Annotated in this window: 21 protein-coding genes and 1 other RNA gene; 11 read left to right on the forward strand and 11 right to left on the reverse strand. The window is 54.7% G+C overall.

Translation table 11 applies throughout. The annotated features are described in order from the left end of the window. Positions 1-31 precede the first annotated feature (31 nt). Positions 32-685, reverse strand: a complete 654-nt coding sequence (gene acrR, locus AM410_RS01755) for a multidrug efflux transporter transcriptional repressor AcrR (RefSeq protein WP_014168906.1) — start codon at positions 683-685, stop codon at positions 32-34. A gap of 141 nt (positions 686-826) precedes the next feature. On the opposite strand from acrR, the gene acrA reads away from it, so the two are divergent. The 6 genes from acrA (at position 827) to AM410_RS01785 (ending at position 7,667) form a co-directional block, all read left to right on the forward strand. Next, positions 827-2,020: a multidrug efflux RND transporter periplasmic adaptor subunit AcrA gene (gene acrA / locus AM410_RS01760; protein WP_020885186.1), complete on the forward strand. Its 1,194-nt coding sequence runs from the start codon at positions 827-829 to the stop codon at positions 2,018-2,020. Between the two features lie 22 nt (positions 2,021-2,042). After that, entirely contained in the window at positions 2,043-5,189 is a 3,147-nt protein-coding gene (gene acrB, locus AM410_RS01765; protein ID WP_014168904.1) for a multidrug efflux RND transporter permease subunit AcrB, read from the forward strand. A gap of 511 nt (positions 5,190-5,700) precedes the next feature. Continuing rightward, entirely contained in the window at positions 5,701-6,075 is a 375-nt protein-coding gene (gene tomB, locus AM410_RS01770; RefSeq protein WP_020885187.1) for an Hha toxicity modulator TomB, read from the forward strand. A gap of 27 nt (positions 6,076-6,102) precedes the next feature. Next, entirely contained in the window at positions 6,103-6,321 is a 219-nt protein-coding gene (locus tag AM410_RS01775; protein WP_014168902.1) for an HHA domain-containing protein, read from the forward strand. A 209-nt stretch (positions 6,322-6,530) separates the two neighbouring features. After that, the gene (gene maa / locus AM410_RS01780; RefSeq protein WP_020885188.1) at positions 6,531-7,082 is read left to right on the forward strand and encodes a maltose O-acetyltransferase; all 552 of its coding nucleotides are present in this window, start codon (positions 6,531-6,533) and stop codon (positions 7,080-7,082) included. Positions 7,083-7,199: 117 nt separating this feature from the next. Next, positions 7,200-7,667 (forward strand): YlaC family protein, encoded by a 468-nt coding sequence (locus AM410_RS01785; RefSeq protein ID WP_032677533.1) that lies wholly within the window; start codon positions 7,200-7,202, stop codon positions 7,665-7,667. Here AM410_RS01785 and pdxR read toward each other — a convergent pair. Further along, positions 7,639-9,099, reverse strand: a complete 1,461-nt coding sequence (pdxR, locus tag AM410_RS01790) for a MocR-like pyridoxine biosynthesis transcription factor PdxR (RefSeq protein WP_108647463.1) — start codon at positions 9,097-9,099, stop codon at positions 7,639-7,641. The genes AM410_RS01785 and pdxR overlap by 29 nt on opposite strands. A 100-nt stretch (positions 9,100-9,199) precedes the next feature. Here pdxR and AM410_RS01795 point away from each other — a divergent pair, with 100 nt between their 5' ends. After that, positions 9,200-9,910, forward strand: a complete 711-nt coding sequence (locus tag AM410_RS01795; RefSeq protein WP_073395633.1) for a GNAT family N-acetyltransferase — start codon at positions 9,200-9,202, stop codon at positions 9,908-9,910. Here the strand turns inward: AM410_RS01795 and ykgO are convergent. Both ykgO and AM410_RS01805 read right to left on the reverse strand, forming a co-directional pair. Continuing rightward, on the reverse strand, positions 9,907-10,047 hold the full coding sequence (ykgO, locus tag AM410_RS01800) for a type B 50S ribosomal protein L36 (protein WP_003859006.1): 141 nt from the start codon (positions 10,045-10,047) through the stop codon (positions 9,907-9,909). The genes AM410_RS01795 and ykgO overlap by 4 nt on opposite strands. 2 nt (positions 10,048-10,049) lie before the next feature. Next, complete coding sequence (locus AM410_RS01805; protein ID WP_010428154.1) at positions 10,050-10,310, reverse strand: type B 50S ribosomal protein L31; 261 nt, start codon at positions 10,308-10,310, stop codon at positions 10,050-10,052. A 208-nt stretch (positions 10,311-10,518) separates the two neighbouring features. On the opposite strand from AM410_RS01805, the gene AM410_RS01810 reads away from it, so the two are divergent. Beyond that, positions 10,519-12,084 (forward strand): EAL domain-containing protein, encoded by a 1,566-nt coding sequence (locus AM410_RS01810; protein ID WP_073395632.1) that lies wholly within the window; start codon positions 10,519-10,521, stop codon positions 12,082-12,084. Here the strand turns inward: AM410_RS01810 and AM410_RS01815 are convergent. Further along, complete coding sequence (locus tag AM410_RS01815) at positions 12,077-12,349, reverse strand: metal/formaldehyde-sensitive transcriptional repressor (RefSeq protein ID WP_020885193.1); 273 nt, start codon at positions 12,347-12,349, stop codon at positions 12,077-12,079. The genes AM410_RS01810 and AM410_RS01815 overlap by 8 nt on opposite strands. 134 nt (positions 12,350-12,483) lie before the next feature. Here AM410_RS01815 and AM410_RS01820 point away from each other — a divergent pair, with 134 nt between their 5' ends. Next, entirely contained in the window at positions 12,484-13,371 is an 888-nt protein-coding gene (locus tag AM410_RS01820; RefSeq protein ID WP_108647465.1) for a nickel/cobalt efflux protein RcnA, read from the forward strand. Positions 13,372-13,404: 33 nt separating this feature from the next. On the opposite strand, the gene AM410_RS01825 is transcribed toward AM410_RS01820, so the two are convergent. The 3 genes from AM410_RS01825 to yczE all read right to left on the reverse strand — a co-directional run bounded on the left by AM410_RS01825 (position 13,405) and on the right by yczE (position 18,361). Next, entirely contained in the window at positions 13,405-16,497 is a 3,093-nt protein-coding gene (locus tag AM410_RS01825; protein WP_073395629.1) for a beta-galactosidase, read from the reverse strand. Positions 16,498-16,600: 103 nt separating this feature from the next. Then, complete coding sequence (locus AM410_RS01830; RefSeq protein ID WP_073395627.1) at positions 16,601-17,671, reverse strand: LacI family DNA-binding transcriptional regulator; 1,071 nt, start codon at positions 17,669-17,671, stop codon at positions 16,601-16,603. Positions 17,672-17,749: 78 nt separating this feature from the next. Then, on the reverse strand, positions 17,750-18,361 hold the full coding sequence (gene yczE, locus AM410_RS01835; RefSeq protein WP_032677524.1) for a membrane protein YczE: 612 nt from the start codon (positions 18,359-18,361) through the stop codon (positions 17,750-17,752). An 87-nt stretch (positions 18,362-18,448) separates the two neighbouring features. On the opposite strand from yczE, the gene yczR reads away from it, so the two are divergent. Then, positions 18,449-19,870: a MocR-like transcription factor YczR gene (yczR, locus tag AM410_RS01840; RefSeq protein WP_025204848.1), complete on the forward strand. Its 1,422-nt coding sequence runs from the start codon at positions 18,449-18,451 to the stop codon at positions 19,868-19,870. Between the two features lie 80 nt (positions 19,871-19,950). On the opposite strand, the gene AM410_RS01845 is transcribed toward yczR, so the two are convergent. The 3 genes from AM410_RS01845 to ffs all read right to left on the reverse strand — a co-directional run bounded on the left by AM410_RS01845 (position 19,951) and on the right by ffs (position 20,779). Beyond that, positions 19,951-20,166 (reverse strand): hypothetical protein, encoded by a 216-nt coding sequence (locus AM410_RS01845; protein WP_014168888.1) that lies wholly within the window; start codon positions 20,164-20,166, stop codon positions 19,951-19,953. Next, positions 20,163-20,414, reverse strand: a complete 252-nt coding sequence (locus tag AM410_RS01850) for a hypothetical protein (protein WP_020885198.1) — start codon at positions 20,412-20,414, stop codon at positions 20,163-20,165. The genes AM410_RS01845 and AM410_RS01850 overlap by 4 nt, the downstream gene beginning before the upstream one ends. Positions 20,415-20,682: 268 nt before the next feature. After that, positions 20,683-20,779, reverse strand: an RNA gene (gene ffs, locus AM410_RS01855) — signal recognition particle sRNA small type. A gap of 170 nt (positions 20,780-20,949) precedes the next feature. Here ffs and AM410_RS01860 point away from each other — a divergent pair. Continuing rightward, entirely contained in the window at positions 20,950-21,261 is a 312-nt protein-coding gene (locus AM410_RS01860) for an MGMT family protein (RefSeq protein ID WP_025204849.1), read from the forward strand. Positions 21,262-21,278: the final 17 nt, after the last annotated feature.

The following is a 21,278-nucleotide window of genomic DNA, read 5'->3' on the forward strand; positions in this document are numbered from 1 at the left end:
GTGAGCCTCTAAGAGAAATCCTGGAATCGCGTCAGGCTGTTAGCGAGCCTGACTTGCCATGCAGCGTCGGGGAGAGCTGGCACATCTCCAGGAAAATAGCGACATAGCTGCGGGCTTCGTTCTTCAGGTCAAAGGAGTCCGGGGCGAAAAGCCAGTTTTCCATCAGGCCGGAAATATAACTGCGCATCAGGACTGCCGCCCGTCGGGTCATTAACGTCGCCGGCAGCTGGTTCGCCTGCATACACTGGGTGAGGACCTGTTCAATGCGATCGTAGCTTTCCAGACACAGGCTGCGCTGCGCCTGCTGGACGACCGCCATCTCTCCGACCAACTCGCATTTATGGTAGATGATTTCCATCATTAACCTGCGACGTTCTTCAACTACCGTTGCTTCAAGGATATATACTAATATTTCTCTTAATACTGAGAGTGGATCCTCGGGGAATTTTGCCCGATACTCAGTCTCAAGATCGCTAATGCTGGACTCTGAGAGTTGCCAGATTTCACTGAACAGATCTGTCTTGTCTTTAAAATGCCAGTAAATCGCTCCCCGCGTGACGCCCGCGGCCTGAGCAATCTGCGCCAGCGAGGTTGACGAAACACCCTGCTGAGAAAACAAACGCATAGCCACATCCAGAATGTGTTGTCGGGTTTCAAGCGCTTGTTGTTTGGTTTTTCGTGCCATACGTTAGTGAATTTACAGGAGTCAGATTTACATACATTTGTGAATGTATGTACCATAGCATGACGATAATATAAACGCAGCAATGGGTTTTTGGACTCAGGACCATTGATCAATTTGAAATCGGACACTCGAGGTTTACATATGAACAAAAACAGAGGGTTAACGCCTCTGGCGGTCGTTCTGATGCTCTCAGGCAGCTTAGCGCTAACAGGATGTGACGACAAACAGGCTCAACAAGGAGCTCAGCAGGTGCCAGAAGTTGGCGTGGTGACGCTCAAGTCCGAACCTCTCCAGATAACGACAGAATTACCGGGCCGTACCAGCGCATACCGCATCGCAGAAGTGCGTCCTCAGGTGAGTGGTATCATCCTGAAACGTAACTTCACCGAGGGTGGTGAAGTGAAAGCTGGCGAGTCTCTGTATCAGATTGATCCGGCAACCTACCAGGCCTCCTATGAGAGCGCGAAAGGCGATCTGGCGAAAGCAGAAGCTGCAGCCAAAATCTCCCAACTGACGCTGAACCGTTACAAAAAACTGCTCGGTACCAAGTACATCAGTCAACAGGATTATGACACTGCCCTGTCTGATGCACAGCAGACCAACGCCGCCGTGATTGCCGCGAAAGCTGCAGTGGAAACAGCGCGTATCAACCTCGCCTATACCAAAGTGACCTCCCCAATCAGCGGTCGCATTGGTAAATCTTCCGTCACGGAAGGGGCGCTGGTGCAGAACGGTCAGACCAACGCGTTGGCTACCGTGCAGCAGCTTGATCCGATTTACGTTGACGTGACCCAGTCCAGCAACGATTTCCTGCGCCTGAAACAAGAGCTGGCAAACGGCACGCTGAAGCAGGAAAACGGTAAAGCCAAAGTGGAGCTCGTGACCAATGACGGTATCAAGTTCCCGCAGGCAGGCACACTGGAATTCTCCGATGTGACGGTCGACCAAACTACCGGTTCCATCACCTTACGTGCGATTTTCCCGAACCCGGATAAGACACTCTTACCTGGTATGTTCGTTCGCGCGCGTCTGGAAGAAGGCACCAACCCAACCGCACTTCTGGTGCCTCAGCAGGGTGTCACCCGTACGCCACGTGGCGACGCGAGTGCACTGGTTGTCGGGGCTGATGACAAAGTCGAAACGCGCAACATCACTGCCACTCAGGCGATTGGCGATAAATGGCTGGTGACGGAAGGTCTGAAAGATGGCGATCGCGTGATTATTACTGGTTTGCAAAAAGTTCGTCCTGGCGCGCAGGTCAAAGCACAGGAAGTGAAATCTGACGATAAACAACAAGCTTCGGCCGCTGGCCAGTCAGAACAAACCAAGTCTTAACTTAAACAGGAGCCGTTAAGACATGCCTAATTTCTTTATCGATCGCCCCATATTTGCATGGGTGATCGCCATAATCATCATGCTGGCTGGGGGACTTGCGATCCTGAAGCTGCCTGTCGCGCAATATCCAACGATTGCGCCACCGGCGGTAACAATTTCCGCAACCTACCCCGGGGCTGATGCAAAAACGGTGCAGGACACCGTGACACAGGTTATCGAACAGAACATGAACGGTATCGATAACCTGATGTACATGTCCTCAAACAGTGACTCAACCGGTACGGTACAGATCACCCTGACCTTCCAGTCAGGTACTGATGCTGACATCGCGCAGGTTCAGGTCCAGAACAAACTGCAGCTCGCCATGCCGTTGCTGCCACAAGAAGTACAACAGCAGGGTGTGAGCGTCGAGAAATCGTCCAGTAGCTTCCTGATGGTTGTTGGCGTTATCAACACCAACGGCACCATGACGCAGGAGGATATTTCCGACTACGTGGGCGCCAACATGAAGGACGCCATCAGCCGTACGTCTGGTGTGGGTGACGTTCAGCTGTTCGGTTCTCAGTACGCGATGCGTATCTGGATGGATCCGAACAAACTGAACAACTTCCAGCTGACGCCGGTGGACGTGATCAACGCCATCAAAGCGCAGAACGCCCAGGTTGCCGCCGGTCAGTTAGGCGGTACTCCGCCGGTGAAAGGCCAGCAGCTTAACGCCTCGATCATCGCACAAACCCGTCTGACCTCCGCCGATGAGTTCAGCAAAATTCTGCTGAAGGTGAATCAGGACGGTTCGCAGGTTCGTCTGCGCGACGTGGCGAAAGTGGAACTGGGTGGCGAAAACTACGACATCATTGCGAAGTTTAACGGCAAGCCAGCTTCCGGTCTCGGGATCAAACTGGCGACAGGTGCTAACGCCCTGGACACCGCGACGGCTATCCGTGCGGAACTGAAGAAGATGGAACCGTTCTTCCCGTCCGGCCTGAAGATCGTTTATCCGTATGACACCACGCCGTTCGTCAAAATCTCGATTCACGAAGTGGTTAAAACCCTGGCAGAAGCGATCATCCTGGTATTCCTGGTCATGTATCTGTTCCTGCAAAACTTCCGCGCGACGCTGATCCCAACCATCGCCGTACCGGTCGTATTGCTCGGGACCTTCGCCATACTGGCCATCTTTGGCTACTCGATAAACACCCTGACAATGTTCGGGATGGTGCTCGCCATCGGCTTGCTTGTGGATGACGCCATCGTGGTGGTAGAAAACGTCGAGCGTGTCATGGCGGAAGAAGGTCTACCGCCGAAGGAAGCAACCCGTAAATCCATGGGCCAGATCCAGGGCGCGCTGGTCGGTATCGCGATGGTACTGTCTGCGGTATTTATCCCAATGGCCTTCTTTGGCGGCTCTACCGGTGCAATTTATCGTCAGTTCTCCATCACCATTGTCTCGGCGATGGCGCTGTCGGTACTGGTTGCATTGATCCTGACGCCTGCACTGTGTGCCACCATGCTGAAACCTGTTCAGAAAGGCGGTCACGGCGAGCATAAAGGGTTCTTCGGCTGGTTTAACCGCATGTTTGATAAGAGCACGCATCACTACACCGACAGCGTGGGTAACATCCTGCGCAGCACCGGTCGTTACCTGCTGCTCTATATCATCATCGTGGTGGGGATGGCCTATCTGTTCGTTCGTCTGCCAAGCTCGTTCCTGCCAGATGAAGACCAGGGCGTGTTCCTGACGATGGCACAGCTGCCGGCGGGTGCCTCGCAAGAACGTACCCAGAAGGTGCTGGATGAAGTAACGGATTACTACCTCACCAAAGAGAAAGCTAACGTTGAATCCGTGTTTGCGGTTAACGGCTTTGGCTTTGCGGGTCGTGGTCAGAACACCGGTATTGCCTTCGTTTCTCTGAAAGACTGGTCAGAACGTCCGGGCGAAGAGAACAAAGTTGAGGCGATTACTGGCCGTGCAATGGGCACGTTCTCACAGATTAAAGATGCGATGGTCTTCGCCTTTAACCTGCCAGCGATTGTTGAACTGGGGACAGCGACAGGTTTCGACTTCCAGCTGATTGACCAGGGCGGTCTGGGTCATGAAAAACTGACGCAGGCACGTAACCAGCTGTTCGGTGAAGTGGCGAAACACCCTGACCTTCTGGTCGGCGTGCGTCCTAACGGTCTGGAAGATACGCCTCAATACAAAATCGACATCGATCAGGAGAAAGCGCAGGCACTGGGCGTTTCCATCAGTGACATCAATACCACGCTGGGCGCGGCCTGGGGCGGTAGCTACGTCAACGACTTCATCGACCGTGGTCGTGTGAAGAAAGTGTACGTGATGTCAGAAGCGCAATACCGTATGTTACCGAACGATATCAACAACTGGTACGTTCGCGGCAACAACGGCCAGATGGTGCCGTTCTCATCCTTCTCTACGTCGCATTGGGAATACGGTTCGCCGCGTCTGGAACGTTATAACGGGCTGCCATCCATGGAGATCCTGGGTCAGGCCGCACCAGGCCGAAGCACCGGTGAAGCCATGAACCTGATGGAAGAGCTGGCAGGTAAATTGCCTGCGGGTATCGGCTATGACTGGACCGGTATGTCCTACCAGGAACGTCTGTCCGGTAACCAGGCCCCTGCCCTGTACGCCATTTCACTGATTGTGGTCTTCCTGTGTCTGGCGGCACTGTATGAGAGCTGGTCGATTCCGTTCTCCGTTATGCTGGTGGTGCCACTGGGGGTTATCGGTGCGCTGCTTGCGGCAACATTCCGTGGATTAACCAACGACGTGTACTTCCAGGTGGGCCTGCTGACAACCATTGGCTTGTCGGCGAAGAACGCGATACTTATCGTTGAATTCGCCAAAGATCTGATGGAGAAAGAAGGTAAAGGCCTGATTGAGGCGACCCTTGACGCGGTGCGTATGCGTCTGCGCCCAATCCTGATGACATCACTGGCATTTATCCTCGGGGTAATGCCGCTGGTTATCAGTACCGGTGCGGGTTCCGGTGCACAGAACGCCGTCGGTACAGGCGTTATGGGGGGTATGGTTACCGCAACCGTACTTGCTATCTTCTTCGTTCCGGTATTCTTCGTGGTGGTTCGCCGCCGCTTTAGCCGCAAGAATGAAGATATTGAGCACAGTCATTCGGTAGAACCGCACTGATACCGGTTTCACATGATAAAAAGGCCGCATTAGCGGCCTTTTTCTTTTTCAGAAAAAAATCATAAAATAGGCTTATTGTGCTTCTATTTATTTCCTGCCGCCTACAATGACATATCATAATTAAGTGATAACGTAATCGCTGAATTCAGGATTTTTTTAATTTCATTTCCCTGCTTAAGTGATTAGGAATATTCCTAACCATATCTTCAGGCAAAGAGAACTCCGGATTTGGACATCTTAGGATTGTTTACGCTAAGCCAATGAAACGTAAGGGAGCGAAAAAAGTTCCGCGTTAATCTGTATAAAAATGTTTAGCGCTGAAGGCACATTTGCGTAAAGGCTCGCAGTCAGTGCTTTTATTTGTAATTTTTCGTAATAGCGCGGTGAAATCTTGATCAGAGTGGATTATAGTTAGAGTTATCAGGAACACAGCACCCGTGCGGCTAAGTATGTTGTATCCATCCCGACATGATGTTCGGTGAGTAAGAAATCACTCAGAAGGGGATGCGCTATGGACGAGTACTCGCCAAAAAGGCATGATATCGCGCAGTTGAAATTTCTCTGCGAATCCTTGTACCATGACTGCCTTGCCAATCTTGATGAAAGTAACCATGGCTGGGTAAACGACCCAACGTCTGCCATCAATTTACAGTTAAACGAGTTGATCGAGCATATTGCAACCTTCGCACTTAATTATAAAATTAAGTACAATGAAGATAATAAGCTGATTGAGCAAATTGATGAATACCTGGATGACACCTTTATGTTGTTCAGCAGCTACGGCATTAATGCGCAAGATTTGCAGAAATGGCGTAAATCGGGCAACCGACTATTTCGTTGCTTCATCAACGTGAGCAGAGCTAACCCCGTTAGTCTTTCCTGTTAAAATTATTACAATTAGTAAGGTAAATTTATGTCTGAAAAACCACTCACAAAAATCGATTATTTGATGCGTTTGCGACGCTGCCAGTCAATAGACACGCTTGAACGTGTAATTGAAAAGAATAAATACGAGCTTTCTGATAATGAACTGGCGGTATTTTATTCAGCGGCTGACCACCGTCTTGCTGAACTGACCATGAATAAGCTGTATGACAAAATCCCAACGTCCGTGTGGAGATTTGTCCGTTAATCTTTGAAGTGTGTCTGTAGAGGTTCTACGCCACTTTCTCAGCTGTATTCAACTTTCTGGCTATACCCTCCTGCCCCAGTGCAGGTCTCCGTGTAAAACGTGCTCATCCGCAATATTATTGTGATTATAGTCACAGTGATTTTCCGGGAACGTTCCCCTGTCATCCTGTTCCGATTACCCTACGGTAAAGACGACCAGTGAGGTTCCCAGTGAGCATAGAAAAGCAGAAGATGATTGCAGGTGAACATTACCGCCCTGGTGATGAAACATTACGGGCCGACCGATTACGCGCCCGACACCTGGTTCACCGTTATAACCACACTGCACCTGATGAGAAACTCGAACGCCAGAACATTCTGGCGGAACTCCTCGGGCAAAGCGAAGGGGCCTATATTGAGCCGAGCTTCCGCTGTGACTATGGATATAACATTTATCTGGGCAAAGAATTTTACGCCAATTTCGATTGCGTGATGCTGGATGTCTGCCCGATACATATTGGCGACAACTGCATGCTCGCGCCAGGGGTGCATATTTACACGGCAACCCATCCGCTGGACGCCGACGCGCGTAATAGCGGCGTGGAGTTTGGCAAGCCGGTGACCATCGGCAACAACGTCTGGATTGGCGGACGTGCGGTTATTAACCCGGGCGTTACGTTGGGTGATAATGTGGTGGTGGCCTCTGGCGCTATCGTAACGAAAGACGTCCCGGCGAATGTCGTCGTCGGCGGCAATCCGGCAACAATCATTAAACGGCTGTAAAGTGACGGGGAGTCAACTGTTATGGTCTTTTAGCGCCTGACTGTTACTTTTTTCAGCCAAATGGCTCCCCTAAAATTGGCAGACATCCTGTATTGTCAATTCTCATAAAGGCAAAAAATGACCGAGATACAGCGCCTGCTTACTGCCACCATCGACGATCTTAATCACCGCGAAAAGCGCGACAATCGCCCGCGCTTTAGCATCAGCTTTATTCGCAAACACCCTGGACTGTTTGTCGCAATGTATGCCGCCTGGCTGGCGACACTGATTGTGATGCTGAAGTCCGAAACTCTGGTGGACTCCGTCTGGCTGCTTGTCATTCTGTTTGTGGTATTTAACGCCTTTTTCTTTTTTGACGTTAATCCCCGCTACCGCTACGAAGATATCGACGTCCTTGATTTCCGGGTTTGCTATAACGGTGAATGGTATAACACGCGTTACGTGCCGCCGGAGCTGATCGAAAGCATCATGCACTCCCCCGCGGTTGAAACGGTGCAAAAAGAGAAGCTGCAGAAGATGGTATCCACCAAAGGTCAGCTCTCTTTTTATGATGTCTTTACCCTTTCCCGTCCTGCTGCTGCGTGATTACAGCCTGTATGCGTCGGATACCCGACACAAACTGAGAAGCAGAGGTATTGCCGTAACCTAACACCAGACCGGTTTGCCCCTGCTTCGGCTCCAGGTAATACCCGCTCAGTGCAGCGGGTGCCAGCTGAAACGCCCTCGCCTGCTCGACCACTTTTTGGTCGTCGATGCCGTCTATTGCCAGCGTCAGATGCATCCCCCCTTCACCCGCCAGAATGCGATGCGGAGTATGAAGCTCAGCACTCAGCGCCTCACGCAGCTGTCGGTAGCGCTTACGGTAGAGCCGGCGCATGGCGGCAAGGTGGCGGGCATAATGTCCTTCCTCAATAAACAGCGCCAGGGTTCGCTGTTCGGCGCGATGCCCGCCACGCAGCAGCGCGCCAATGGCCGGACGGGCCGCGTTTGCCAGCGCCGGGGGTAACACCATGAACCCCATTCTCAGCGACGGAAAGAGGGTTTTGCTGAAGGTACCGAGATAGACAACCGGCGCATTGTTGACCATTCCCAGCATTGCGGGCACGGGCTCACCGGAATAACGAAACTCGCTGTCGTAATCATCTTCAATAATCCAGGCGTTATGCTGCCGGGCCAGATCCAGCAGCGCCAGGCGTCGCCGCGCACTGAGCACGCTTCCGTACGGAAACTGGTGCGAAGGTGAGGTGAAAATAAGCGCAGGGGACGGCGTATCCAGCCCTTCCCAGAACATGCCTTCGTCATCAACCGGCATCCCCGTCATGACTAAGCCCGCTTTGGCAAAGGCGCTTTTAGCCCCGCCATAGCCAGGATCTTCCACCCACGCGACGCTGCCGGGTTCGCTCAGCAGCATCGTGCAAAGGTTTACCCCTTCAAGCGCGCCTTCGGTCATTACTATCTGACTGGCATCGCAGTCAATGCCGCGCGAAAGGGCAAGGTGGCGGGCAATGGCCGCCCGCAGCGACGGCTCCCCGGCAGGATCGCCATACCCTAACAGCGCGCTGCCCTCTTCGCGCAGAACACGGTCGTACAAGCGCCGCCACAGCGGCAGGGGAAAGTAGTTGATGGCCGGTGTTCCCGGCGTAAATGCCGGAACCGGGGTATCACGCGGCACCGGCGCAGGCAGCGAGGCGACCCGGCTGCCGAGCACGACGGCAGAGTCCGGCAATGCCTGAACGAGCGTACGCTGCGCCAGCTGCGCCACCCGCGTCCCCTGGCGGTTACGCAGCAGATACCCTTCGAGCGTCAGCTGTTCCAGCGCCGCATTGACGGTGTTCCGTGAAAGCGAGAGCTGCTGAGCCAGCATTCGCGAACCGGGAAGCCGGCTCCCGGCGTGTAGCCGGCCGCACAGTATCGCCTCACGCAATGCATGATACAGCGCGCGCTGTAGCGTCTCTTCCCCCTGCGCTTTCAACGCGGCATTCAGCAAAGTATAAAATTCATCGCCCGGTATGTTCATCTCGCCTCCCGTGGTACCACCAAAACATAGCTGAGTGGCACTTTTTAAGGAACCAGTAATTCACTAGTCTGGCGTTCTTATCAACGTCACGGACAGTAAAATGAAAACATTCAATGAGTTTGGACAGCCAGTAGGCGAAGCACTTATCGACTGGCAACCCCGCCAGCACCCTTCACGTGTGGTGCTTCAGGGCCACTATTGTCGCCTTGAGCCGCTGCGGGTGGAGCACGCTGAGGCGTTGTTCAGCGCGTATTCTCTGGCCGAAGATACCCGCAGCTGGACGTGGCTGTTGCGTGAGCCGGATGCCAGCGCAGAGGCGTTTGCAGGATGGGTAGAGAGCGTGCGTGACTTATCCGATCCGATTCACTTTAGCGTTATCGACAACCAGACCCAGTCTCCGGTCGGCACGCTGGCTCTGATGCGGATCGATCCAACCAACGGCGTTGTGGAGGTGGGACATGTTCATTTCTCCCCGCTGCTCAGCCGCACGCCGATGTCGACGGAAGCGCAATATCTGCTGATGCGATACGTGTTCGACACCCTTGGGTATCGTCGATACGAGTGGAAGTGCAACAGCCTGAACGCGCCTTCGCGCAAGGCGGCACTGCGTCTTGGCTTTCAGTTTGAGGGGCGTTTTCGTCAGGCGCTGGTCACGAAAGGTCATAACCGGGATACCGACTGGTTTTCAATTCTCGACAAAGAGTGGCCGGCGCTGGCGAGTGCCTTTGAAGGCTGGCTTGCCACCGGCAATTTTACTGCCGATGGCAACCAAAAAAGATCCCTGGAAAGCTGGCGCGAAGCACGCGTCTAGCGTCTTTTCTTACGTCCCTGAACCGCCTTAAAGCGCGGATTGGATTTGCAAATCACGTATAAGCGTCCCTTGCGTTTGACTATCTGGCAATCCGGGTGACGCTGTTTTGCACTGCGCAATGAGTTAAGTACCTGCATGGTTATCCCCGCTTCGCATTAAGAAAGCCGCCGAAACGCTTACGGAAGCGCGCCGCACTGCCATCCGTCGAGAACGTTTTCTGCTTGCCGGTGTAGAACGGGTGCGATTTTGAAGAGACCTCGATGGTGATATACGGATACGTTTCACCGTCGAGTTCAATTTCGCGGTCGGTCTTAATGGTTGAGCCGACTTTAAAGTATTCATTAGCACTGGTGTCGTGGAACACCACGGTGCGATAGGCTGGGTGGATATCTGGTTTCATCGTAAACTCTTTATGTTTTGTTATAACATAACAAAATAATATCTAACCCCTGCTGAAAAAACAACCCCTCTGCCCCGACGATATTTTCTGTTGTGCCGTAAATCATGACCTGCGCGTGCTATAACTTTATCATTTAGCGGTAAAATCTTTCTCCTCTGGCAGGTTTTTCAGCGCCCAGGAGCGGGCATAAGAGGAAGGAAACAGCACCATGAAAACCCGACATCTGGTCAGTCTGGTGACCGGCGTACTTATCATTGCGGTGCTGGTTCCGATTAGCCTGAGCATCTGGCTGGCACATCGCCAGGCGGAAGATAAGTTTGTCGATGCGCTGGATAGCTATGCCTCACGCGTGCTGATACGTACCGCCAGGGTAGTGGATGATGCAAAGGAAGCGCTCAATAGCCTGCAGACCTTTAAAGGGATCCCCTGTAGCGTTATGCATTTAAGGGAGATGCGGCGGGTCGCTTTTTCATGGCGTTATGTTCAGGAAGTTATTTATATCAACAATCTTGAACCCCTTTGCTCGTCCCTGGAACAAACCAGTCAGTCGGCCCCTTTCCCCCCGCCCATGCGAATCACGGAAGATGGTTATGGCGCATGGCTCACCACGCAAAACGATCTCGGTTTTAGCCGCTACATGGCGGTCCTGGGTCGGGGCCACTATCTGGTGCTGGTGGATCCTGCCTCGCTTGTCGATGTGATCCCTTTCGGTGAGATCGCCACAGATGCCGCCCTGGTGGGCAGCAAATCACATCTCATTTTTGCCAGCAGCAGCAAGCTCGATCCGCATATCCGCAATCTGGTTAAGGATCAGGGCGTCACCCGTATTCAGTACAACGGCTCGATATACATTATGAAGCCTGTTCCTGAACTGGGGTTTACGGTGGTCGCCTGGGCGGCGTTAAAACCGCTGGCTGAAACCTGGCACCAGCAACTTCTCATCTGGCTGCCGTTCGGCATACTGATAAGCCTGCTTGCCGCACTCTTTGTTTTACGATTGCTGCGTCGCATCCAGTCGCCACGCAACCGCCTGCTTGACGCCATTAACAACCGGGAATTTGTGGTGCATTACCAGCCCATTATTGAACTCTCTAGCGGGAAGATTGTGGGCGCAGAGGCGCTAACCCGCTGGCCCCAGCCTGACGGGAGCAGCCTTTCACCGGATATTTTTGTGCCGCTTGCTGAGCAAACGGGGCTCATCTCGCAGCTGACGCATTTGGTCATTGAAAAGGTGTTTGAGGATATGGGCTACTGGCTGCACCTTCATGCCGGGCAGCATATTTCCATTAACCTCGCGCCGGCCGATTTGACCTCGGGAAAACTCCCGCCACTGTTGAGTCACTTAATGAATAAGTGGAAAGTCCATCCGCAACAGATCGCCCTTGAGTTAACCGAGCGCGGCTTTGCCGATCCTAAAATCAGCGCACCGGCCATCGCCGCCTTTCGTCATTCAGGCCACGCAGTCTATATTGATGATTTCGGTACGGGCTATTCCAGCCTGAGCTACCTGCAGGATTTGGATGTCGACACGCTAAAAATTGATAAAGCGTTTGTGGATGCACTGGAATATAAAAACGTGACGCCACACATTATTGAAATGGCAAAATCGCTGAAGCTGGCGATGGTGGCGGAAGGCGTGGAGACCGAAGGGCAACTCGCCTGGCTACGTCGTCACGGCGTGCAGTATGGGCAGGGTTGGTACTACAGCAAGGCGTTGCCGAAAGCGGACTTTATTCTTTGGGCGGAAGATAACCTCAAAACACATCCTACTTAAGATAGGATTTGATCACCTGTAACACGACGCCAAGATCGGCTTCGCGCTGAGCTTCTTCAGGCTCTTTCACCACATGATCGGTGAGATGACCTTCGATCACCTGCATCATCATGCCGTTTACCGCGCCGCGGATCGCCGCCAGCTGTTGTAACACGTCGGCGCATTCGTGGTCGCTATTGAGCATTTTTTCCAGGGCAGCGCTTTGCCCCTGAATTTTCTTCAGGCGAGTCAATAACATCTTCTTGTCGCGAACCGTATGTGACATCTCTGTCTCCCTTATCGTATGGCTTTTAAAGCATATCATGCTCTACTCCCCCTGAGTATTTTTCTACTGGGGGGTAGTATTAGACTACTGGGGGGGAGTAGTATCTGAACACGCTTTCCACTCCGGAATTTTCCATGAACGATTTTGCTTCACTCCTGCAGCAGGGCAATGCCTGGCTGTTTGTACCCAGCGCTATCCTCCTCGGCGCGCTGCATGGCCTGGAGCCGGGCCACTCCAAAACGATGATGGCCGCGTTTATTGTGGCTATTCGCGGTACGCTGAAACAGGCGGTGTTGCTTGGTCTGGCGGCAACGCTTTCCCATACGGCGGTGGTCTGGATCATTGCCATGGCAGGATTATGGTTTGGCCGGGGCTGGGATGCGCATACGTCTGAGCCCTGGTTCCAGCTGGTCTCGGGGATACTGATCGTGCTGATCGCCCTGTGGATGGCCTGGCGAACCTGGAAGGAGAGTCGGCCACACGATCACCATCATCATCACGATCACCATGACCATCATCATGACCATGACCATGACCACCATCATGATCATCACGACCATGACCATGACCACGACCATGACCATGACCATAACCACCATCATGATCATCACGACCATGGGCATCCACTGGTTGAAGAAGAGTGGCAGGACGCCCACCAGCGCGCGCACGCGCAGGATATTAACCGCCGCTTCAACGGCCAGAACGTTACCACCGGACAAATTGCACTGTTTGGCCTGACCGGAGGGCTTATCCCCTGCCCGGCCTCAATCACGGTCCTGCTCATCTGCCTGCAGCTGAAGCAATTTGCCCTCGGCGCAACGCTGGTATTCAGCTTCAGTATTGGCCTGGCGTTAACGCTGGTCGCTTCCGGTGCAATTGCCGCCCTGAGCCTTAAGCATGCGACAAAACGCTGGCCGGGTTTCAGCGAGTTTTCACGAAAAGCACCGTGGATCTCCGCCGCCCTGATTACTGTGGTCGGGATTTACATGAGCCTGCACGGCCTGAGCGGTATCCTGGCGTAAGCGAGGCGGCCACTGCTGTGGCCGCCTCTTTGCTCAGTCAGGGTTCTGCTGCCAGCTGAAGGTATAGCGAAGCTGGCGTTTCTGCAGAATAAATTCCGGCGAGACGCTGGGGCTCCACGAGTCATCACCGCCCACGCCCATATGAAATGCGTCCAGGTTAAGCCAACACCCCGGCTCCTCGCGCAACAGATGATGGTGGGTTGTCTCGTGCAACTGCTGCTGGCTGTAGCGGCTGACGGAGAAATGGAACAGGCCATTCAGCCGATGCGCGCCCAGCAGCAGTTCACGGGTATCACAGCGCAGACCATTTTCTGTCGGGAAGATGTAAGGCGTGTGCATGGCTTCCAGCGGTAATGTCCAGCGCCCCTGCTGAGCCGCCAGCGTTCTGTCCGGGTAGTTTTCATGTGGCCCAAGCCCCAGCCACTGAACCGTTTCCGGCGTTGCGGCAAGGTGAACACTCAGGCCTACGCGTGCCGGTTCCGGGATATCAGACGCAATATCGACCTGAATATCGCCATGCAAAACGCCCCGATCGTCCACCCGCCAGACTTTACGGCTCAGGAAGAGCGCTTTACCGCGATACTCCCAGACATGCAGGGTTTTCACCACCGCCTCGGCTGCATGCTGCTCTCCTTCACAGTGCAGTAATCGCGGGGTGAGCTCGTACATGCCTGCCGCTTTCCAGCGCTCAACCCACGCATTCGGATCGATTCGCGTGGCCTCGCTCACGCCAATATCATTGTCCAGCGGTGCGCGGCTAACGTTATCCGTCAGCGGTGAGAGCAGCGTTTCAACGCCGTTGCGCCACCATTGCGTCAGGTGTCCTGACGCGCGGTTGAACTGCCAGCGTTGCTGCTGATGCACCAGCTCAAGCACGTCGCCAGTTTGCGTTAACACCGGCGGAACACCTTCCGGTGCTGGCGGGGCGATATACAGGGGCGTCGGAACCGGCCACTGCTCCCACGCGCAGCGATGGTTTGCCGGTGACCACGGCGTCGCCCGCGGCTGGTGCACTTCAACGTTCAGCCAGACGTCACCCGCTTCAGGCGCCAGCGCTGGCAGGTTGATGTCCAGACGCTGTGTGCCCTGGGGAGCAATGGAGAGCGTCACGTCCCCCCTGGCCAGCACGCTGCCGTCACGGACAAGGGTCCAGCGCAGCACCTCGTTATCGGTATGACGGAACAGGTAATCGCTGTGGACTTCAAGCACCAGCGGAGACGTACTTACCCGCGTAAAGGTGAAAAACTGCTGAGCGCGCTGGGCTTCATACAGCGCCGGATGCGGTGTGCGATCGGGAAAAACCAGCCCGTTAAGGCAGAACTGGCGGTCATTGGGCGTGTCGCCAAAATCTCCCCCGTAGGCCCAGAACGGTGTGCCATTGTCGTCTTTTCTGGTCAGCGCCTGGTCAACCCAGTCCCAGACAAATCCCCCCTGCAGGCGAGGATGGCGGCGAAACGCCTGCCAGTATTTGGCAAAACCACCGAAGCTGTTCCCCATCGCGTGGGCGTATTCACAGAGAATAAGCGGACGCGTTTCATCCGGCATGCCGATCCATTTTTTAACAGACCATTTCGGTACCGCCGGGAAGGGCTGATCCTGATCGACCCGGGCATACATCGGGCACACGATATCAGTCGCTGCCGTATTCGCCCCACCGCCTTCGTACTGCACCGGACGCGTCGGATCGGTGGTTTTCAGCCAGCGATACAGTGCGTCATGGTTCGCGCCATGGCCGGACTCATTCCCCAGCGACCAGATGATAATCGAAGGATGATTGCGGTCGCGCTGCACCATGCGGGTGACGCGTTCGCTCATGGCAGGGAGCCAGCGCGGATCGTCAGCAAGGCGACTCATCGGCACCATGCCGTGGGTTTCAATATTGGCTTCGTCGACGACATACAAACCATAGCGGTCGCAAAGCGTGTACCACAGCGGATGGTTCGGATAGTGCGAGCAGCGCACGGCGTTGAAGTTATGCTGCTTCATGAGTTCGATATCGCGGCGCATCGTCGCTTCATCCATCACCTGGCCGTTTTCCGGGTGATGCTCATGCCGGTTAACGCCACGGATAAGCAGGGGTTTACCGTTGAGCTTCAGCAGGCCATTGCTGATCTCTATGCGGCGGAACCCCACATCGCAGGCCTCCGTTTCCAGCACCTCACCCTGCGCGTTCAGAAGGGTCATCGTCAGGCGATAAAGTTCCGGCGTTTCCGCACTCCACAAGGCGGGCGCCTCAACGGGGAGCGTCACCGTTAGCCGCTCGGCCCAGCCGCCGCGCTCATCGACAACGGCAGTACCCGCCCGCCCGGTGGCACTGGCGCATTTTTCGCCGTTGCGCCACAGGGTAAACGCCACCTCACACTCCACATACTGTGCGCCTGCGAGCGCGAGATCCACCTTCAGCACCGCGCGATCCCGCTCCGCATTCAGGTCAGTCACAACCTGATAATCGGCTATGTGCGTCTCTGGCTTATGCAGCAGCGACACATCGCGGAAAATCCCGCTCATACGCCACATGTCCTGATCTTCCAGATAGCTCCCGTCGCACCAGCGCAACACCATGACCGCAATGCGGTTCTGGCCAGGACGCAGCACCGCTGAAAGATCGAATTCGGCGGGCAGTCGGCTGTCCTGTGAATAACCGATCCACTGACCGTTACACCACAGATGAAACGCCGAGTTCACGCCATCGAAGATAATGCGGGTTTGGCCGCTCTGCAGCCAGGCATCATCCATCTCAAATGTGAGCGAGTAACAACCGGTTGGGTTTTCTTGCGGCACAAACGGTGGGTTTACGGGGATCGGATAGGTCACGTTGGTGTAGATGGGCGTGTCGAACCCCTGCATCTGCCAGTTAGAGGGCACGGGCATCAGCACAGCATCGGCGCAATCTTCACTGACCCATACCGAAGGAACCTGCTCTGGTGCAGGAAAGAAGCTAAAACGCCACTCCCCGTTAAGGAGGCGTCGGCTGACGGTGCCCCCGTCTTCTCTGGCGGAGTGTTCGTCACGCCAGCTGTGCAAGGGAGCATGTGCTGCCAGGCGATTCCACTGGGTGACTCCGGGATTTTCCCAGTCCCGACGAGCCAGAAGTGCGCTGAGAGTCAGCGATGGAGTATTGGACATATTAACCTCTTTGCGAAGCGCTCACAATTTTAGCTAACATGCCCTGGCTACCGGGTGCGGTAAAGCATCGGATCGCGGGGTAGCGAGTCAGATCACAAAAGTCTTACCGGCGGGCAAGTTGCTCAGCCGCTAACGCCAGGCTCCTGAGCTGCTGTGCAAGATCCTCGCGTTCGATCTGCTGCGGATCGTGGCGAGCGGTAGAATGGCGGGTCACCAGCGTCACCGGAAGCTGAACCTGCCAGCATCCGTCACCCTCAACTGGCGCCAGCAGCCACTCCACGCTTCGCTCACCGGCCTCGCGAAAAGCCTGGCGAATAGTGGTCAGTGGGGGAGAAAACCAGGCGCTGTCTGCCGTATCGTCGAACCCGACAACCGACATCTGGCCCGGGATCGCGGTCCCTTTTTCCGCACAGGCGCGCATCACCCCCAGCGCCATTTGGTCGTTCGCGACCACTATCGCATCCGGGAGTTGCGCGGCAGATAACAGCAAATGTCCTTTCTCATAGCCGCTTGCCGCACTCCAGTCGCCGTGCGCCACCGCGACAGCCTCAAGCCCGGCCTGTGCCAGCGTGGTGTTCCAGCCTGCGAGACGTGCCCGGGCGGAGACAGAGCTCTCCGGTCCGCTCAGCAGCGCTATACGCTCATGCCCCAGCGAAAGCAGATGCTCAATCCCGAGACGAGCACCCTGCTCTGCATTAAACACAAGACTGTTTACCTGAGCCGAGGGCGAGACATCCAGAAACAGCACAGGAATGGGCGATGCGAGGGCTTTTAGCGCTTCAGCATGAGGATCCTCCAGCGGCACATTCACCAGCAGAGCTTCCACACGCTGCGCCAGCAACGCCTGAAGGGCAGACTGGCACTGCTGTGGATGTTCCACCATTGAGATAAGCACGCTCGCCCCCTGCTCAACCGCCCGGGATTTTACCGCCGAAACAATTTGCGAAGGGGCGTGCAGCGCCAGATCGATCGTAATAAGGCCAAGCGTACGGGTACGTTTACCCGCCAGCTGTTGTGCCCTGAGATTGGGGACGTAGTGCAGTTCCGCCATCGCCTGCTGCACCTTTTCCCGCGTGCGGGCAGAGACATGCTCCGCGTCGTTAATCACACGGGAAACGGTCTGATAAGAAACCCCCGCAAGGAGGGCAACATCATAAAGAGTGATTGCTTTCATGCATTCTGGCATCGCGTCATTCGAAGGCCACCATTCTGACACAGCGACGCCATGAAAACATGTGAGCGCTTCGCAGAATTAAACAACCCGCTCCGGCTGGGGAGTCTTCTCAACGCGTGGCTTATAACGGAACAGAGGCAAGCAGATCTGGATAAGCGGGCCAATGGTCAGCGCATACGCGACGGTGCCTATCCCGAACGTTCCGCCCAACATGCACCCAATCAGCAGCACGGACACTTCAATCGAGGTACGCACGCTGCGGATGGACCATCCCATACGGGCATGGATCCCGGTCATGAGACCGTCGCGCGGGCCCGCCCCGAAACCGGCACCGATATACATACCGGTGGCTATCGCGTTCACGACAATTCCGGCCACCAGCAGCGCGATACGCAGGGGCAGCGAGGTCACCTCGGGGATCAGGGCCATGGAGGCATCTGCCGCCAGGCCAATAATAATTACGTTACTGAGGGTCCCCAGACCAGGCATCTGACGCAGCGGGATCCACAGCAGGAGTACCGCCGCACCGGTTAAAATAATCACCATCCCAATGCTCAACCCCAGTTGGATCGCCACGCCCAGGTGGAAGACGTCCCACGGATCGAGCCCCAGATCCGAACGAATAAACATCGTGGTTGAAAGCCCATACAGCCCTAAACCGACATACAGTTGTAGCAGACGACGTACCATTTTTTATCTTCTCCAGTGAACCAGGCTTTCATCTTGAGCGAAAATGGCATTATGATTAATGTCCAGTTTTCAAATAGTGGACTGCACATGTCATCTCGCCGCTTCGGAAGCCAGTCATTGGTACGCCTGTTAGGCCACTGGCAACAAACCTCGTCCCGGACCCCGCTCTGGCGTCAGCTGGCGGATGCGTTACGCCTGTTAATTCTTGATGGCCGACTGGCGCTTAACACCCGTCTACCCGGCGAGCGGGAGCTGGCCACTGCGCTGGATGTGAGCCGGACCACCATCAGCAGCGCACTCGCCCATCTGCGTGAGGAAGGTTATCTTGAAAGCCGTCACGGCAGCGGTTCACGCGTGATCCTGCCCGACACACGCGCCGTGCCAACCCTTTCAGCAGCCAGTGCCGCGCTGGATCTCTCCACCGCGGCGCTCAATGCCGGGCCTGAGATCCACCAGGCCTATACCCATGCGCTCACGGCCATTACGCAACATCTCTCGCTTACGGGTTACGATCAGCTTGGGTTGCCGGCGCTGCGGGAAGCCATCGCCGCACGCTATACCGCGCGGGGGCTTCCGACCCGGACAGACGAGGTGATGGTGGTCAATGGTGCGGTCAGCGGTTTTGCGCTGGTCCTGCGGATGATGACCGGCCCGGGGGATCGCGTCGTGGTCGATCATCCCACTTACCCGCTGGCGATCGCCGCCATTCAGGGAGCGCAGTGCCGTCCAGTGGGTGTGTCGCTGCCGGAAACGGGCTGGGATACCCATGGGTTTGCCGCAACGCTTGCCCAGACAGCGCCGCGCCTGGCGTACCTGATGCCCGATTTTCATAACCCGACCGGGCGATGCATGGATATTCCCACCCGTCAGGCAATCACCGAGATTGCCGCGCAAACCCGCACGACGCTGGTAGTAGATGAAACGATGGTGGATCTGTGGTTTGACTCGCCCCCGCCGCCGCCGCTGGCGTCATTTAACCCGCAGGCCACCGTGATAACGTTAGGCTCTGCCGGAAAAAGTTTCTGGGGCGGCCTTCGTCTTGGCTGGATCCGTGCCTCCTCGCGCACCATCGCTACGCTTGCCCAGACGCGGGATACCCTGGATTTAGGATCGCCCATGCTCGAACAGCTGGCGACGCTGTGGCTTATCAATAACAGCGAAACGTTTTTGCCTGCTCGCCGGAAGATGCTGGCAGAACGGCGAGACCAATGCGGCGCGCTGTTGCGCGAGCACTTCCCTGAATGGACATTCCATGAAGCGGAAGGCGGGCTTTCCTACTGGATTGAACTGCCGGGGATGCTGGCAACACAGCTTGCTGCACGCGCAGAGATACTGGGAATCAACCTGGGGACCGGCACGCGGTTTGGTTTATCGGGTGCGTTTGATCGGTATTTACGTATGCCCTTTTCACTCGATCCGGCTGAGCTTGAACAGGCATTACTGAGAATTAAACCCTTGTGGCTCGCCCTGAATAAAAACGTGCCATCAATAAAAAGAAGTCTGGTTTGATATAAAAAATTTGAAGTGGATCATAAAATAAAAACTGCTGACTGTCACAGATACAGTCAGCAGTTTTCACCATTCAGGATTTAGTGCTGAGGAGGAATAGGAAAACCTTTCAGTGAAATAACGAAATTTTCACCGTCTTTCTTTATTTTTGCGCCGGTATCACACCAGTCAGACGCAATACGAAAGAACTCATCACTTCCTACATTCCAGCCAAGACGTACATGCTTCACGTAGCCTGAACGCAACAGATCGCAGGCCTCGTTGTAGTCACTGGCAGTTGACAGTTGTTGTTTCATTTTCTCTTCTTAAGAATTTTACGTAGAGCCTTGATTTCTTTAGGAGTAAATGGAGAAACACTCTCTTCTTCCGTATGCTGGTTATCAATATCCTCTTCCGATACTCCCGCCTCTTCTACCGCTTCGAATGCCAGCAGCAGCAGTTTCTCTGTCGTCACGCTTAAATTCTCGTTATTAACTTCTGCATAGTGGCGAAGTCTTTCTTTTAGCGCTTGATCAATCTTAACGTTTAACACCGCAGTAGCCATGTTTGTCACTTCCCTTCGGAATAAGTACTTTATTTAATACACGAACTTACCAATGTTATCCAGATATATATTTTTAAGTTATGACAGAAAAAAGACATCCGATATTAAAATGACAGTCTATTATTACAGGTTTATGACAGTAATATTTCAATGCAATGAAATATATATTACATGCAGTCAGTAAAGTCCTAATAACGTTGTGGATTAAAGGCTATTCGAAGCGAAGAGAAACAGGAAGAGTGTTGATGAGAGCAGAAATGGGTGGGGGCCCTGCCAGCTACATCCCGGCACACACGTCGTCTGCCCTGGCTGCTTCCTTCCGGACCTGACCTGGTGAACAGAGTAGCGTTGCGGGAGAACCAACAGAGCCCCCATTGAGAGCGTTGATAACCAACGCGCTGGCGCATTATCCCTGTGCTTACCGCCAATTGCAAGCGACCCGCAACTGGATGCTGGTTTCTTGCGCAAACTGGCGCAGCAATTGGGTTTATCTTCGTTTAACATGACTGTCCAGACATTCCCCAGAGGTTGACGTATGGACGAACATGACTCCTTTCCACAACGCGTATGGCAAATTGTGGCCTCTGTGCCGGAAGGTTATGTCACCACCTATGGCGACGTAGCGCGTCTGGCCGGTTCTCCGCGTGCGGCGCGGCAGGTCGGTGGCGTACTGAAAAGGTTGCCGGAAGGAAGTACCCTGCCCTGGCATCGGGTGGTAAATCGTCATGGGGCGATCTCGTTGACCGGGCCGGATCTGCAGCGCCAGCGTCAGGCGTTACTGTCAGAAGGGGTGCAGGTGTCGGGGTCAGGACAGATTGATTTGCAAAAGTACCGCTGGGTGTATTAAACCCTCTCCCGAAGGAG

The organism is Enterobacter cloacae complex sp. FDA-CDC-AR_0164 (assembly GCF_003071645.1).
Lineage (GTDB): Bacteria > Pseudomonadota > Gammaproteobacteria > Enterobacterales > Enterobacteriaceae > Enterobacter > Enterobacter ludwigii.